This is a genomic window from Arthrobacter sp. efr-133-TYG-118, assembly GCF_030209755.1.
Taxonomy (GTDB): domain Bacteria; phylum Actinomycetota; class Actinomycetes; order Actinomycetales; family Micrococcaceae; genus Arthrobacter.
Genome location: NZ_JARVRH010000007.1, coordinates 150,051 through 163,267, shown reverse-complemented (window position 1 = coordinate 163,267; position 13,217 = coordinate 150,051). Strand labels below are relative to the sequence as shown.

General features: G+C 65.7%; 16 protein-coding genes. 13 read left to right on the top strand and 3 right to left on the bottom strand.

Features of this window, described 5'->3' with window-relative positions; translation table 11 throughout:
- The first annotated feature begins 178 nt into the window (after positions 1 to 178).
- The gene (locus QRN59_RS06850; protein WP_284981748.1) at positions 179 to 562 is read left to right on the top strand and encodes an SDR family NAD(P)-dependent oxidoreductase; all 384 of its coding nucleotides are present in this window, start codon (positions 179 to 181) and stop codon (positions 560 to 562) included.
- Here QRN59_RS06850 and QRN59_RS06845 read toward each other — a convergent pair.
- Positions 536 to 1,528 carry a phosphoribosyltransferase family protein gene (locus tag QRN59_RS06845; RefSeq protein WP_350225224.1) on the bottom strand — a complete coding sequence of 331 codons (993 nt, stop codon included), beginning with the start codon at positions 1,526 to 1,528 and terminating at the stop codon, positions 536 to 538. The genes QRN59_RS06850 and QRN59_RS06845 overlap by 27 nt on opposite strands.
- Positions 1,529 to 1,782: 254 nt before the next feature.
- On the opposite strand from QRN59_RS06845, the gene QRN59_RS06840 reads away from it, so the two are divergent.
- The 12 genes from QRN59_RS06840 (at position 1,783) to QRN59_RS06785 (ending at position 11,501) form a co-directional block, all read left to right on the top strand.
- Positions 1,783 to 2,763 (top strand): CapA family protein, encoded by a 981-nt coding sequence (locus tag QRN59_RS06840; RefSeq protein WP_284981747.1) that lies wholly within the window; start codon positions 1,783 to 1,785, stop codon positions 2,761 to 2,763.
- Between the two features lie 109 nt (positions 2,764 to 2,872).
- Positions 2,873 to 3,280: a hypothetical protein gene (locus QRN59_RS06835; RefSeq protein WP_284981746.1), complete on the top strand. Its 408-nt coding sequence runs from the start codon at positions 2,873 to 2,875 to the stop codon at positions 3,278 to 3,280.
- 186 nt (positions 3,281 to 3,466) lie between these two features.
- Positions 3,467 to 4,093, top strand: coding sequence for a dihydrofolate reductase family protein (locus QRN59_RS06830; protein ID WP_284981745.1), 627 nt, complete (start codon positions 3,467 to 3,469; stop codon positions 4,091 to 4,093).
- A complete protein-coding gene (locus tag QRN59_RS06825) occupies positions 4,090 to 5,178 on the top strand; it encodes a DNA polymerase IV (protein WP_284981744.1) in 1,089 nt (362 codons plus the stop codon). The genes QRN59_RS06830 and QRN59_RS06825 overlap by 4 nt, the downstream gene beginning before the upstream one ends.
- Positions 5,179 to 5,344: 166 nt before the next feature.
- On the top strand, positions 5,345 to 5,941 hold the full coding sequence (locus tag QRN59_RS06820; RefSeq protein ID WP_502871034.1) for a sulfite oxidase-like oxidoreductase: 597 nt from the start codon (positions 5,345 to 5,347) through the stop codon (positions 5,939 to 5,941).
- 10 nt (positions 5,942 to 5,951) lie between these two features.
- On the top strand, positions 5,952 to 6,689 hold the full coding sequence (locus QRN59_RS06815) for a ferredoxin reductase (protein ID WP_284981743.1): 738 nt from the start codon (positions 5,952 to 5,954) through the stop codon (positions 6,687 to 6,689).
- Positions 6,686 to 7,033 carry a DUF6510 family protein gene (locus tag QRN59_RS06810; RefSeq protein WP_284981742.1) on the top strand — a complete coding sequence of 116 codons (348 nt, stop codon included), beginning with the start codon at positions 6,686 to 6,688 and terminating at the stop codon, positions 7,031 to 7,033. Before QRN59_RS06815 ends, QRN59_RS06810 begins: the two co-directional genes overlap by 4 nt.
- Before the next feature lie 88 nt (positions 7,034 to 7,121).
- Positions 7,122 to 8,090, top strand: coding sequence for an MTAP family purine nucleoside phosphorylase (locus QRN59_RS06805; protein ID WP_284981741.1), 969 nt, complete (start codon positions 7,122 to 7,124; stop codon positions 8,088 to 8,090).
- Positions 8,087 to 9,151: an NAD-dependent epimerase/dehydratase family protein gene (locus QRN59_RS06800; RefSeq protein ID WP_284981740.1), complete on the top strand. Its 1,065-nt coding sequence runs from the start codon at positions 8,087 to 8,089 to the stop codon at positions 9,149 to 9,151. The genes QRN59_RS06805 and QRN59_RS06800 overlap by 4 nt, the downstream gene beginning before the upstream one ends.
- Before the next feature lie 78 nt (positions 9,152 to 9,229).
- Complete coding sequence (locus QRN59_RS06795) at positions 9,230 to 10,054, top strand: glycosyltransferase family 2 protein (protein WP_350225223.1); 825 nt, start codon at positions 9,230 to 9,232, stop codon at positions 10,052 to 10,054.
- On the top strand, positions 10,051 to 10,755 hold the full coding sequence (locus tag QRN59_RS06790) for a TIGR04282 family arsenosugar biosynthesis glycosyltransferase (protein ID WP_284981739.1): 705 nt from the start codon (positions 10,051 to 10,053) through the stop codon (positions 10,753 to 10,755). The genes QRN59_RS06795 and QRN59_RS06790 overlap by 4 nt, the downstream gene beginning before the upstream one ends.
- Positions 10,752 to 11,501 carry a methyltransferase domain-containing protein gene (locus QRN59_RS06785; protein ID WP_284981738.1) on the top strand — a complete coding sequence of 250 codons (750 nt, stop codon included), beginning with the start codon at positions 10,752 to 10,754 and terminating at the stop codon, positions 11,499 to 11,501. The genes QRN59_RS06790 and QRN59_RS06785 overlap by 4 nt, the downstream gene beginning before the upstream one ends.
- On the opposite strand, the gene QRN59_RS06780 is transcribed toward QRN59_RS06785, so the two are convergent.
- Positions 11,462 to 11,974, bottom strand: coding sequence for a hypothetical protein (locus QRN59_RS06780; protein WP_284981737.1), 513 nt, complete (start codon positions 11,972 to 11,974; stop codon positions 11,462 to 11,464). The two genes, QRN59_RS06785 and QRN59_RS06780, sit on opposite strands and share 40 nt — an antisense overlap.
- On the bottom strand, positions 11,974 to 13,182 hold the full coding sequence (locus QRN59_RS06775) for a molybdopterin-dependent oxidoreductase (protein WP_284981736.1): 1,209 nt from the start codon (positions 13,180 to 13,182) through the stop codon (positions 11,974 to 11,976). Before QRN59_RS06775 ends, QRN59_RS06780 begins: the two co-directional genes overlap by 1 nt.
- Positions 13,183 to 13,217 lie beyond the last annotated feature (35 nt).

Sequence of the window (13,217 nt, the reverse complement as noted above, 5' to 3'; positions counted from 1 at the left end):
CCCCGGGGACGGGCCTCTCCGCCGGCAATGCTAACCCCGGAGCGATCGGAGGTTCAAGGGACCGCGGGCTGGCCTCTGGTTCAGACCCCGCCCCCTTGGGTCCGAAGTATCCCTTCCTCCGGCGCTGCGGATCGGCTACGGTGAAACGGATTCCCAGAGACAGGAAGGTGGCCGCCAAATGTCACTTGTCCTCGTCACCGGCGCTTCCGGCGGTCTAGGGCTCGCGACGGCGACCGCCCTCGCAGACGCCGGGCACGACGTCGTTCTGCACGCCCGCCGCCCCAGCCGCGTCACCGACAAAAGTCTTCTCAGTCGCATGAGCGACGTCGTCTACGCTGACCTGGCAGATCTGGATGAGATCGTTGGTCTCGCCCGGCAAACGAACCGTATCGGGCGCTTCGATGCCGTCATCCATAATGCCGGAGTCCTCAACGGCCCCGAGGTGTTCGCCGTCAATATCGTCTGCCCGTACTTGCTCACCGTGCTGATGACGCCGCCGGGACGGTCGATCGTCCTCAGCAGTTCGATGCACATGTCAGGCTCGACCGACCTCGCTGCATGAGGCCGTGTCCGGCCTTCTGCCAAGCCACCCAGTTGCCGCGATCAGCCTGCGCGCGAGCAGTTCGATATCGAAAACGTTGGCACGATTGAGCTCCTCCCCCGGGGTGAGCAGGTCGAGCAGCAAGGTCCCCAGGCCTGCCCGCCGAAGTGTTGCGGCCACGAATCCATTTCGCGGGCTGTGACGGCCGCTACCGCTGCCATGGGCAAACACCACCACTCCGGCAGTCGATCCGGGCAAGTGAAGGTATCCTCGAAGCCACAACCCGTCACAAGGTATCCGGACCTCCTCACCGGGGCCACGGGACCCCGCTGTTGAAGAGGCATTTTGCAGGCGCTCAGCAGCAGCGGCGAGGAGCCACGCCACCTCGTCGTCGCCCGTCGGTGAGAAGTCACGGTAGTGGTGCCCGACAGCCGTCAGCCGCGGCGGCGTGGCAAGGCACACCACCTCGTCAGGCTCCGTCAATCTCGCGAGGACGTCGGCCGAAGCGACAGGAACGGCCAGGATCACTTTGGCGGCCCCCAAGTTCCGTGCAATGCGGCATGCCACCCTCGCGGTTGACCCCGTAGCGATTCCGTCATCGACGACGACGGCGATGCGGTCCTTCAGATCAACGCGGGCCCGGCCAGCGCGAAACCGTCCCACCCGGTCCTCGAGGATAGCCCGCTCCCGACGCTCAACAGCCCGCAATTCTTCCTGTTTGACCCCTGTGGCTGCGAGGACGCTTCGTTCGAGCGCACGTGTGCCATCCTCCCCGATGGCGCCCATCGCAAGTTCGGGCTCGGACGGGACTCCCAGCTTGCGCACAATGATCACATCCAGGGGTGCGTCCAGAGCCGCTGCAACCTCAAAGGCCACCGGAACCCCGCCACGCGGCACCCCGAGGATGACTGTGTCCTGGCCACGCAGATACATCAGCCGCAGCCCCAACTGCCGCCCTGCGTCAGCCCTATCCTGAAAAATCCCCACCACCGCGGCGTTCCCATCAAGGCTGCCGCACTCCGCGTCAAGACTGGAAAGCAGCAAAAAGCACACGGCGGGCGGCCTCCTGATCCAACTATCCCCCACGAATCCAGACCATGCGAGGCCTTTCCGCGAAGAACCGTTGAAGCTGGACTCCTTGGGGTTCGACGGCGGTTCTCGCGTCTGTCGGGTGACTGGCACCGCACGGCGAAACGGCCCATCCTGATAACAAAGACCTGCCGCCGCGTTGGAGGTGGAGAATGCGGATTGCCCTCCTGGGAGATGTCATGCTCGGCCGGCTGGTAAACGACCAGCTCAAGGTGGCTGCTCCCGACTATCCCTGGGGCGATACCCTCCCGCTCCTCCGGCAGGCCGACATCCGATTCGCCAACCTCGAATGCGTTCTCGCGGACCACGGATCGCCTGCAGCCGGCAAAACCTATCACTTCCGCTCGGATGCCAAGAACGTGGAGAGCCTTCACTCCGCGGCGATCGACGTGGTCTCGCTGGCCAACAACCATGTGCTCGACTTCGGTGTTGATGCGCTATTGGAAATGCTGCCAACGCTCGATGGCCGGGGGATCCTGCGCGTCGGGGCAGGAATGGACCTCGAATCCGCCCGCCGGCCGGTGGTCCGGCAGGTGGGAGCAAGTGCGCTCGGCTTTATCGCCTTTACCGATAATGAACCGGGCTGGGAGGCAACCGCCCGAACTCCGGGAATCCACTATGTCCCTGTGGGCGGCGGTGACCGGCGGGTGAAGGAATTGCTGGACATGGTCCGTCGGACGAAAGCCCGCAACCAGCTGCTGGTCGTTTCGGCGCACTGGGGCGCCAACTGGGGATCCACGGTCCCGCCCGCGCATCGCGGTTTGGCCCGTGCGTTGATAGACGCGGGCGCCGACGTCGTGTTCGGGCATTCGGCCCACATTTTCCGCGGCATCGAGATTTACAGGAACCGGCCCATTGTCTACAGCGCCGGGGACTTTGTGGATGATTACGCCGTTGACCCGGATGAACGCAACGATCAGTCATTCGTCTTCATGCTGGAAACAGAGGGAAACGTACCTCACATGTTGCGCCTGCATCCGACGAACATCGCCAAGCTACAAACCCGACTGGCGGCCCGGAACGCGGGGAAAATCGCCGGGCGGATGCAACGGCTGAGCGGGCAGTTCGGTACCCGGAGCACGTGGATCGAGGGCGACAGAGTCTTGGAAATACCGATTGACGTAGTCTCATGACCGTGGAATTGCTGCTGGCGCGGGAATCATGCCGGGTTCCCGTCCGTTCTCTCCGTTGATGACCTGCTTCGTAGGCAGGAACAGACACGACAGGAAGTTTGGGGACACCATGACGTTGAACGAAACCATTGCCCGTCTCCGGGCCGGACACCTCATGGTCCGCGACGCCCGGGAGTGGGACGAGCTTTCCACGGAGCTCCGACGCGCTTACGACAGCAACGACGACGAACTTATTGAACAGCTGCAGCCACAGTTCCTCCAGTCCTGGCGGACGGTCACAAGATACGTCCTCCGCGACACCTTCGACGAGGTTGGCATCGCAGTCACCGACCCCGGCCATCCCTGGGGAATCGCAACGCTCACCGCGAAGGGAACCAGTTGCGAGCCGCTCCTCTGCCACGCCGACGAATCAGGAAATGAAAGGGCAGAGGCATCCGGACTCCAGCTTCTCACTTTCGCGGACACGATGACCAACTACGTCGGCTGCCTGACGCGCCTGTTCGCTGAACAGGACTGAGCAACGATTTCCAACTCGAAGGGCCGAGCGCGAGCTAATCCATTGAATTCGTAGCTTTCGTGCAAGCTCTTGCCTTCCCGCAGCGCGCGCCGAAAAATGGGGCGTGTGGATGTCGATTCCGCGATATCCTCCTCGACGTCAAGGCGGAGGCCGTTTCGGCTCGCCGTTCATGCAAGGGAGCGCCCCATGGGAATCATCGTGGTCGACTTGTTCAGCACCCTTGACGGGGTCTACCAGGCGCCCGGCGGGCCCGACGAAGATCGCGAGGGCGGCTTCGAGTTCGGCGGCTGGCAGGCGCCGTACTTCGATAAGGAGTCCGGCGAGGAAATCGGGGCCGGCATCGAACGCCTCGACGCGCTTCTCCTCGGGCGGAAGACGTACGACATTTTCGCTGGTTTCTGGCCCACCGCACCGGCCGACGACCCGATCGCGGCCCGGTTCAACTCCGTGCCGAAATATGTGGCTTCACACACACTGGCCGGCCCCGCTTGGGCCGGGACGACAGTGCTTGCCGACGTCGCATCCGGGGTCCGCGAGATCCGCGAGCGCCACGACGAGACCCACGTCATCGGCAGCGGCGACCTCCTTCAGACCCTCCTCACCGAGGACCTCGTCGACCGGCTGAATCTTTGGCTGTACCCGGTGACTTTCGGCACGGGCAAGCGGATCTTCCGGGACGGTACAGTTCCAGCCGCCTTCGCGGTCGCCCAGCCACCTCGGGCCTTCCCGAAGGGCGCGATCTGGCTCGTTTACGAGCGCGCGGGCGATGTGGTGACAGGCGTGGACATCGAGGCAAAGCGCGCGGAGACATGACAGCCGGCGGCGTGAGTGGAGCCCAGTGGGTGCTGCACGTCGATCTCGACCAGTTCATCGCGGCGGTCGAAGTGCTCCGGCGGCCGGAGCTTGCAGGCAAGCCGATCATTGTCGGGGGTCGGGGCGACCCCACGGAACGGGCTGTGGTGTCGACCGCATCCTACGAAGCCCGGGCATTCGGCGTGGGTTCCGGAATGCCCTTGCGCATTGCGGCTCGGAAAGTGCCCGACGCTGTGATCCTGCCCGTCGATCAGGAGGCTTACCTCGCGGCGTCCGAAACGGTGATGGCTACCCTGCGCGCGCAGCCCGGCGCCACAGTGCAGGTACTGGGTTGGGATGAAGCCTTCGTAGGCGTCGAGACGGAGGATCCGGAAGCCTACGCCCGCCAGGTGCAGGCCGCTGTCCTCGCGCGAACGAGGCTGCATTGCAGCGTGGGCATCGGCGACACCCTGGTCCGGGCCAAGGTCGCCACCGGGTTCGGCAAACCGGCCGGCGTCTTCCGCCTCACCGCCGGGAACTGGCTCGACATCATGGGCAGCCGGCCCACCAAGGACCTGTGGGGCGTCGGAAGCAGGGTGTCCGCCCGTCTGGCCAAACTCGGCATCAACACAGTCGCCGAACTCGCCGCGTCCGACCCCCAGGACCTCGTCCCGGAGTTCGGCCCCAGGATGGGTCCGTGGTACGCGCAGCTCGGACGAGGCGACGGCACCAGCGTTGTGGACGACACCCCGTGGGTCGCCCGCGGGCATAGCCGGGAGACCACCTTCCAGCAGGACCTGACCGATCCGGCCCAGGTGGAGGACGCCGTGAGGGAACTGACGGCGCATGTCCTTGAGGATGTTGTGGCAGAGGGAAGGCCCGTCGTCGGGCTGACCTTGAAGGTCCGCTACGCGCCGTTCTTGACCACGACCCAGGGGAGGAAGATCCCGGAGACCTTCGACCGGAACGAAATCCTCGCGCGGGCCTTGGACCTCGCGGCCGGAATCGAGGCAGGCCGTCCGATCCGGCTCCTGGGCTTGCGGGCCGAAATGGCGATGCCCGAGGATGCCCGAAAGGGACATACGCCCACGCGCGGCGGTTGGTGACGCCGTCGTTCCCTTCCTTACAGCGCGGCTGCTTCACCCACCGGAACTGCCAGTGGCCCCGATCCATTCGAGGTCAGGCTTTGCCTAGTGTCTAGACCCCGCCCGGCCGGTGCCCTATCGTGGGGGAACCGGGCACAGTCGGCTTGAGTCTCCGCATCGGAGGTACATGGTGGGCATTATCTCTTCTGGATTTCATGGAAGACGGCAGAGCGGCAATCCGGCGTTGCCACCGGGCCAATATGAGACCGGCAGCTTCCCGGTCCTGACCGCCGGCCCCGCTCCCCGGATCGCCACTGACGACTGGGAATTCTTCATCACTACTGAGGCCGGGCAGCGCCATGCGTGGTCTTGGGCCGCCTTCATGGCGTTGCCCCAAACGGACATCGAAACGGACATTCACTGCGTGACCAGCTGGTCCAAGCTGGGCACCTCGTGGCGGGGAGTGTCACTGGATTCTCTTTTTGAGAACGTGGAAACAAGCTGCAGGTTCACCATGGCCCATTCCTACGGCGGATACACGACCAACGTCCCGATCGAGGACCTTCTTGGCGGCCGAGCGTGGGTCGCGTGGGAATTCGACGGTGAGCCCCTTGAACGCGCCCACGGCGGACCTGCCCGTCTCCTGGTGCCGCATTTGTACTTCTGGAAGAGCGCAAAGTGGATTAACGGCATCGAGTTGATGCGGGAAGACGTTCCTGGCTTCTGGGAATCCAACGGCTACCACCTCCACGGCGACCCGTGGCGGGAGGAGCGCTACTCATGAGGCACGACCGATGAGCACGCTATGGCGCGTGGCCGACGTCGTCAGCAGCACGCCCGAAACGGAAACCGCCCGGACCATAGGGCTGCGGGTGAACGGCCTGAACGGCAACCTCGCCGGACAGCACATCGACATACGCCTCACCGCCGACGACGGGTACTCGGCCGTCCGCTCGTACTCCGTGGCGAGGGCAGGCCTGGACGAAACCCTGGAGATCACCGTTGACGAATTGGCCAACGGAGAAGTCTCCCCGTATCTGGTCCGGGAACTGGCCGTCGGGGACCAGCTGGAGATCCGCGGGCCGGTGGGAGGCTGGTTCGTCTGGAAGCCGACGGACACAAACCCCGTTCAGCTGATTGCCGGAGGATCCGGCATCGTGCCGCTCATGTCCATGATCCGCGCACACCATGCATCGGAAAATCCCGCGCAGTTCCGCCTGCTCTATTCGCTCAAGTCACCCGAATCGGGGTTCTATCGGGAAGAACTCCAAACCTTGGGCCGGGACTCCCGCAAGCTCACTATCGACTACGTCTACACACGCAAGGCGCCGAAGGATTGGCCGGCTGCCCCGCAACGGCTCACGGCGGAAACCCTGCTGGCCAACATCTTGCTGAAGGACCCCGCCCCGGACATCTTCATCTGTGGCCAGACTGTCTTTGTGGAAACGGTAGGGGAATGGCTCGTGCGAGCGGGATATCCCGCCGCCTCGATCAAGACCGAGCGCTTCGGCGGAACAGGAGGAACCCGGTGAGTGGCAACAACGGCTCCGATTCTCCCGGCGCCAAAGATCCGGGCTTCGAGGATCAGGACATCGCGGGAGTCGCAGGCAACGCGATACCCCACCTGGACGGAAACGCGGTGGCAGGAGCGCTGTGGGAACTGTTCCGCTTCGATATCGTCGCAGCGATCGGACGGTGCAAGCATTGCGGGGCGGTCCGGGTCTTCGGGGAGACGATGGTGTTCGTCGACGCTCCGGGAATCGTCGTGCGCTGCGCCTCCTGCGAGGGCGTGCTGCTGCGCCTCGTGGAGACGCCCACGCGGTACTGGCTCGATGTGAGCGGACTCAGTTATTTGCAAATCGACCGCGAGGGCTAAGGCGATTCGTGCCCGTCCCGGTGCCCGCGTTCGGGATCCGTAAGGATTCACCCACGACGGCGAGGGCCGGCGTTGGCATGATGGGGTCATGTCATTGCTCCCGGAACACGAAACAGAACCCCGCGCACGGATTGCAATCATCGGCGGCACCGGCCTTTACAAGCTGCCCGGGGCCGTCGTGCTCGGCACACTGGACATCCCGACGCCGTTCGGTCCTCCCTCGAGTGCCGTGACGGTCGCCCGGTTGGCCGCACCGGACGGCCCCGCTGGCGAAAGCGGGGGCGGCGAGGGCGGTGACGACGACGGCCCAGTGGTCGCATTCTTGAGCCGGCACGGCCGGGGGCACAGCGTTGCCCCGCAGCAGATCAACTACCGCGCCAACCTCTGGGCCCTCAAGAGCCTGGGGGTAGAAGCCGTGATTTCCTCCGCGGCGGTGGGCGGACTGGTTTCCAGCCACGGGACCGGCACTTTTGCGGTACCAGATCAAGTCCTGGACAAGACGTGGGGACGGGCGGACACCTTCTACGACGGCTCGCTGCCCACCGGGGTGCAGCACCTGCCGGCCGCCGAGCCCTACAGCGCCTTGTTGAGGGCCGCACTCATCTCCGCTTTGGAGCGCCGAAGCGAAGACTTCGCGGGGGCGGGAACCGTGGCTGTCATCAATGGTCCGCGTTTCTCCACGAGGGCCGAGTCCGCGGCCCTGGGTCAGTCCGGCGCGCATCTGATCAGCATGACCCAGTACCCGGAACCGATGCTCGCGGCGGAGTTGAACATGCACTTCGCCACGCTGGCATTCATCACCGATGCCGACACGGGGCACGACGGTTCCGAACCCGTGACGGCGGAACTGGTTCTTGGCCGACTGGCGGCCGCGCAGAGGCGGATCCTCGCGGTGTTGTCCGACGCGGTGCGGACAGTATCCGCGGGTTTGGCCGGCGCTGAGCCAGCGAACGACGGCGGAAGGTGGCGGATGGCGCTCATGCCGCCCGCCGCGGTTTCCACCGTGATGGGCGCCGCGGCCCCTGTCCTCCCCGGCAAGCGAGGAAGCTTGCCGTGAGGATATTGGTCACCGGAGGGGCCGGTTTCATCGGCAGCCATATAGTAGAGGCCGCCGTGGCGCGCGGTTGGGAGGTCCGGATCCTGGACTCATTGGATCCGGCTGTGCACCCGGACCGTCCGCCGGGATTTCCAGGCGTGCCCCTGCAGGTGGGCGACGTCGGAGACCCGGCCGCCGTGGCAGAAGCGCTCGCGGGAGTCGACGTCGTCGTGCACCAGAGCGCCAAAGTGGGCCTCGGCGTGGACTTCTCCGATGCTCCGGATTACATCCGCAACAATGACCTGGCCACGGCCGTCCTTCTGGCAGGCATGGCGGCCTCAGGCGTCGACAAACTTGTCCTGGCGTCATCCATGGTGGTCTACGGCGAGGGCGCTTACACCGATTCAACTGGCAGGCCGGTCCGCCCCGGCCCGCGCCGGGTCGAGGATCTGGAGCACGGGGTCTTTGACCCCCGCGACCCTGCTACCGGTGAGCTGCTGCTCCCGGCGCTGGTCAGCGAAGACGCGGCCATGGATCCGCGCAACGTCTATGCTGCCTCGAAATTGGCCCAGGAGAACCTGGCTTCCGCATGGGCGCGCTCAACCGGAGGCGCCGCGGTCGCCCTCCGGTACCACAACGTCTATGGCCCACGGATGCCCAAAAACACCCCCTACGCGGGCGTGGCCAGCCTGTTCCGCTCTGCGCTGGCCCGGGGCGAAGCCGTGCGGGTGTTCGAGGACGGCGGCCAGCGCCGCAGTTTCGTCCATGTCCGGGACGTTGCGGAGTCGAATTTGTTGTCCATTGACGCGTTGGTGGCAGGCCGGATTGCTCCTGGCAGCCTGAGGGCTTACAACATCGGGGCCTCGGAGGTCCACACCGTTGGACAGGTGGCGGCGGTCTTGAGTTCCGTTGCCGGCGGGCCTGAGCCGGTGGTCACAGGCGAATTCCGGCTGGGCGACGTCCGGCACATCACCGCCAGCTCGGCGCGGGCCCGGGCCGAGCTGGATTGGATCCCCACACATGGTTTCGACGACGGAATGCATGAGTTCGCCACCGCACCGTTGCGCGGCGATCAGAGCTAGGCCGCCGGAGGGCAAACGTCCCTGTTCCGTAAGGATTTCCGCCTGTCGCTGCGGGCCTGCGGATTCTACGGTCAAAGGGTGGAGAAAGAGCAAAGCGGTTCGCGAGTTCCGCACGACGATGTCGGCATGATCAGCATCCCCAACGGACCCGCAGACGACGCCGGCGGTCAACCCGCCGCGCTCGTGGACGTGGTGTTGCCGTGCCTCAACGAGCGTTCGGCCCTTCCCAAGGTGCTCGAGGCCTTGCCAACCGGATACCGCGCGATCGTCGTGGACAACGGGTCGACCGACGGCTCCGGAGCCCTGGCCGCCAGCCTAGGGGCCGCCGTCGTCGACGAACCGAGGCGCGGCTTTGGCGCGGCGGCGCATGCCGGATTGCTCGCCGCCACGGCCGAGTTCGTCGCTTTCTGCGATTGCGATGGTTCACTGGACCCCGCCCAATTGGCCCCGATGCTGGACCTCGTTCGCGCCGGTCGTGCCGATCTGGTGCTGGGCGCGCGGCGACCGTCCCGGGGTGCCTGGCCGATCCACGCCCGCCTGGCGAATATGGCCCTGAGCCGGCGGTTGCGTCGGCTGACCGGCATTCCTGTCACTGATCTTGGCCCCCTTCGTCTTGCCCGGCGCAGCGCACTTCTGGGACTGGACCTCAAGGACCGACGCAGCGGCTATCCATTGGAGATGTTCCTCAAGGCCCACAGCGACGGCTGGCGTGTGGCCGAGATCCCGGTCGACTATGCGCCCCGCTTGGGGAAGTCCAAGGTCACAGGGACACTCCGCGGAACTGTCACGGCCCTCAAAGACATGGCGACGCAATTGGCCGCCGCGTCGCTGCAGACGCCGGGTACAAAGAGCGGCAGGCAAGTCGATAAACCACCTGCCGATACCCAAGGAGCGACGCCGTGAAGCTCACCGTGGCCGTCATCGCCAAAGAATGCGTCCCTGGCAGGGTCAAGACCCGTCTCACTCCCCCGCTCGACATGGAGCAGGCCGCAGCTTTGGCCCAGACCAGCCTGAGCCAGACGCTGGAAACAATGCGATCCGTTCCCGCGGCCAGGCGATTGCTGGTGTTTGACGGCACGCCGCACCCAGGGGACGCCGCGGGTTTTGAAGTATTCGCCCAGAGTGCCGGTGGCCTGGACGAGCGGCTTGCGGCCATCTGTGCGCTCGCGGACGGACCGTTGTTGATCCTGGGCATGGACACGCCCCAGCTTTGCCGGGACCAACTGGCACCGCTGCTATCGGACTGGGCAACCCCCGCACCGGTACTCAGTCACGGCGCATGGCTCGGTCCGGCGTCGGACGGCGGCTTTTGGGCTTTGGGTCTTTACCGGCCCGACGGCGGTCTGCTCCGCGGGGTGGAAATGTCCACCTCGCAGACCGGAGCGCAGCAATTGGACCGGCTTGTCAGCGCCGGCCTGGACGTGGGACTGCTGCCCGTCTTGACGGACGTGGACTATTTTGCCGATGCCATGGCAGCCGCGCGTGAGTGCAGCGGAACCCCGTTTGCCCTCGCGGTGGAGCGCCTGAGAATGGGACTTCCAGCGGCGGGCCTGCCGCTTGTGGCGCCGTCCGGCGCCGTGCCAACGTGGGGTGCCTTGCGATGAGCATCCAGGCAGTCCCCAGGGGTTCCGGCACCCGGGCTGACGCTTTTGCTACGGACACTGGCCCCGTTGCCCTCTTTGGACAGGCCCTCTTTGGACAGGGAGGACACGAACCTTATGCCCGTAGCCTGCCCCTCGGCCTTGGGCGCCTGACATTGCGTCCGGAATCAGCATTGCCAGAGTCGATCGGGCCCGTCCATTTCAACATGCTCGGCTGGTCCGGCCCGGCCACGGCCGGCGAGCGCGAGCTGCTTCGCACCCTCCGTGGGCCCGTCCTCGATGTGGGCTGCGGCCCGGGCCGGATGCTGGAGGCCGCCCGGGAACTGGGGCTGGCCTCCTTGGGCGTCGATTCGAGCCCGGCCGCCGTGCGGCTGGCCACCGACCGGGGCGGGGTGGCCATCCTTGGCTCGATCTTTGACCCCGTCCCGCACGAGCGAGGTTGGGGTTCGGCCCTGTTGCTGGACGGGAACATCGGCATCGGCGGAAACATCCGGGTGCTGCTGGAGCGTGTCGCCTCACTGCTGGCGCCCGGCGGGCAAGTGCTGGCAGAGGCCGAAGCCCCGGATTTTCTGGATGTGGCCTCTCTGGCGGTGCTGGAAGATTCAGATGGACGCGCCAGCGCGGCCTTTCCGTGGGCCCGCGCAGGGTCGAAAGCGCTGGCTTTCCATGCGGCCCGGGCGGGGTTGGATACCGTGGCCACCCGGACCGTTCAGGACCGGGTCTTCCTGACTTTGGAATGGCGGCCGTAAAGCCCGACGGCGGCCACAGCAGCCGCCGCGGCCACCAGGAGGACCATCCAGAAGAAGCCCAAAACCAGGGCATAGTCCCCCTGCAGGACGGTGCCGTTGGCGCCGCTGCCTGGGCCGCTTGGCTGGAGCACCTGCTGGGCACGGATCAGCGGGGCTCCCACCAAGGTCACCACCGCCCCCACCAGCAGTGCGCCGCGCACTATCCCCTGTTGAACGGGGCCCAGCCCATACGTCAGCCGCGACAACCCGCCGCCGGCCAACGTTGTCAGCGGGACCAACACGCCGTCGTGTACCAACAACGCCACGGCAAGCCAGGTCGCCAGGCCGATCAGTTGGGCAGGCGGCACTTTGGCCAGGAATCCGAAGAGCGCATAACCGAGCGCTGCCAGGCCGAGCGTGCCCAGCGCTACCCGCACCCACCAGACGGTCCCGCGCCTTGACGATGCCGCAGGACCCACCAAGGGCAGTCGCATCAGATCACCTCCACTTTGTGCACCCATTTGGTCTGCAGAACCCCCGGGCGGCCGGGGGCGATGATCCGCGCCGGATAGCCGTGGTCAAGGTCCAGGGGTTCGCCGTTCAGCTCGAGCGCCAGCAGTGTCTGCTCGTCCTGGCTGTATGCGGCGGGCATGAAGGAACGTCCATAGACGCCGCCCTTCTCCATGCTTGAAATCTGCAACTCGGCATCAGAAGGCGCGCCCACCGTGGCCATCAGGTCCCGGATCCGGACGCCGCGCCATTGCGCCCCTTGGCTCCAGCCCTCCACACAGGCGATGGGCAATCCATAGCTGTATTGCGGCATGGCCGCCAGCTGTGCCAGCGTGAACGTCTTCTGCACCGATCCCGAAGACACGGTCAGCACCCAGTCAGGGGCCTGCGCAGCGTCCGCGACACCGGCCTGGGCTGCCGTCCTGTTGATGGGTACGCCCTGCGGGCCGGTATCCATTCGGCGCGGCGCGAAGAGGTTCAGGCCCGACAGCCCGGCGAAGGACTGGCCCGCCGTCGTCAAGACGACGACGCCGGTCGCGGCGGTGAGTGCCGCAAGGAACCCCCTGCGGCTCCAGCCGTGCCCGGTTCCACGCTTTACGGCGGCCGGAACCGTTGTGCTGTCCGGCACTGGCCCTTCAGGGTTGGCGGCGATGGCGGCCGCGTCAGATGGACGGCTCCAATGGGCCAGGATGAGGGGCATTTTGACAGCGATGTGGAGCGCCAAGGATCCGATGATGACCCAGGCCAGCCAATAGTGGACATCCTTGAAGGAAAACGGCCAGGGGTACCACTGGAAAGTGTTGAGCAAGCCGATGGTGACTTCCACCAGGGAAGCGGCCACGAAGAGCGCAATCGAGGCCCTTTCGAATGCATGCACCACGGATTTAAGCGGAGGCCAGCGCAAGAGTTCGGGGTACACGGACCAAAGCTTGGCCGCCAGGAGCGGGATGGAAGCTATCCCGGTGGTGACGTGGATGCCCTGCGTAGCCACGTACAGCCACGCGGGACGGGTGAGGAGAAGCATCCAAGCCGGCGGATCCTGCAGAAGGTGGCTGAACAGTCCGGTCAAGAAACACACAGTGAAGGCAATGCCGAGCCAACGGCCCAGCACCACCGTCAGCCGTTTGCTGCGCAAGGGCGACGAGAACCGTCCGTTCACCGCTTCCATCCGCTGTTGGAGGAAAGTGGTCAATCTGTCCATACCTTGATCACACCACCACGACCCGT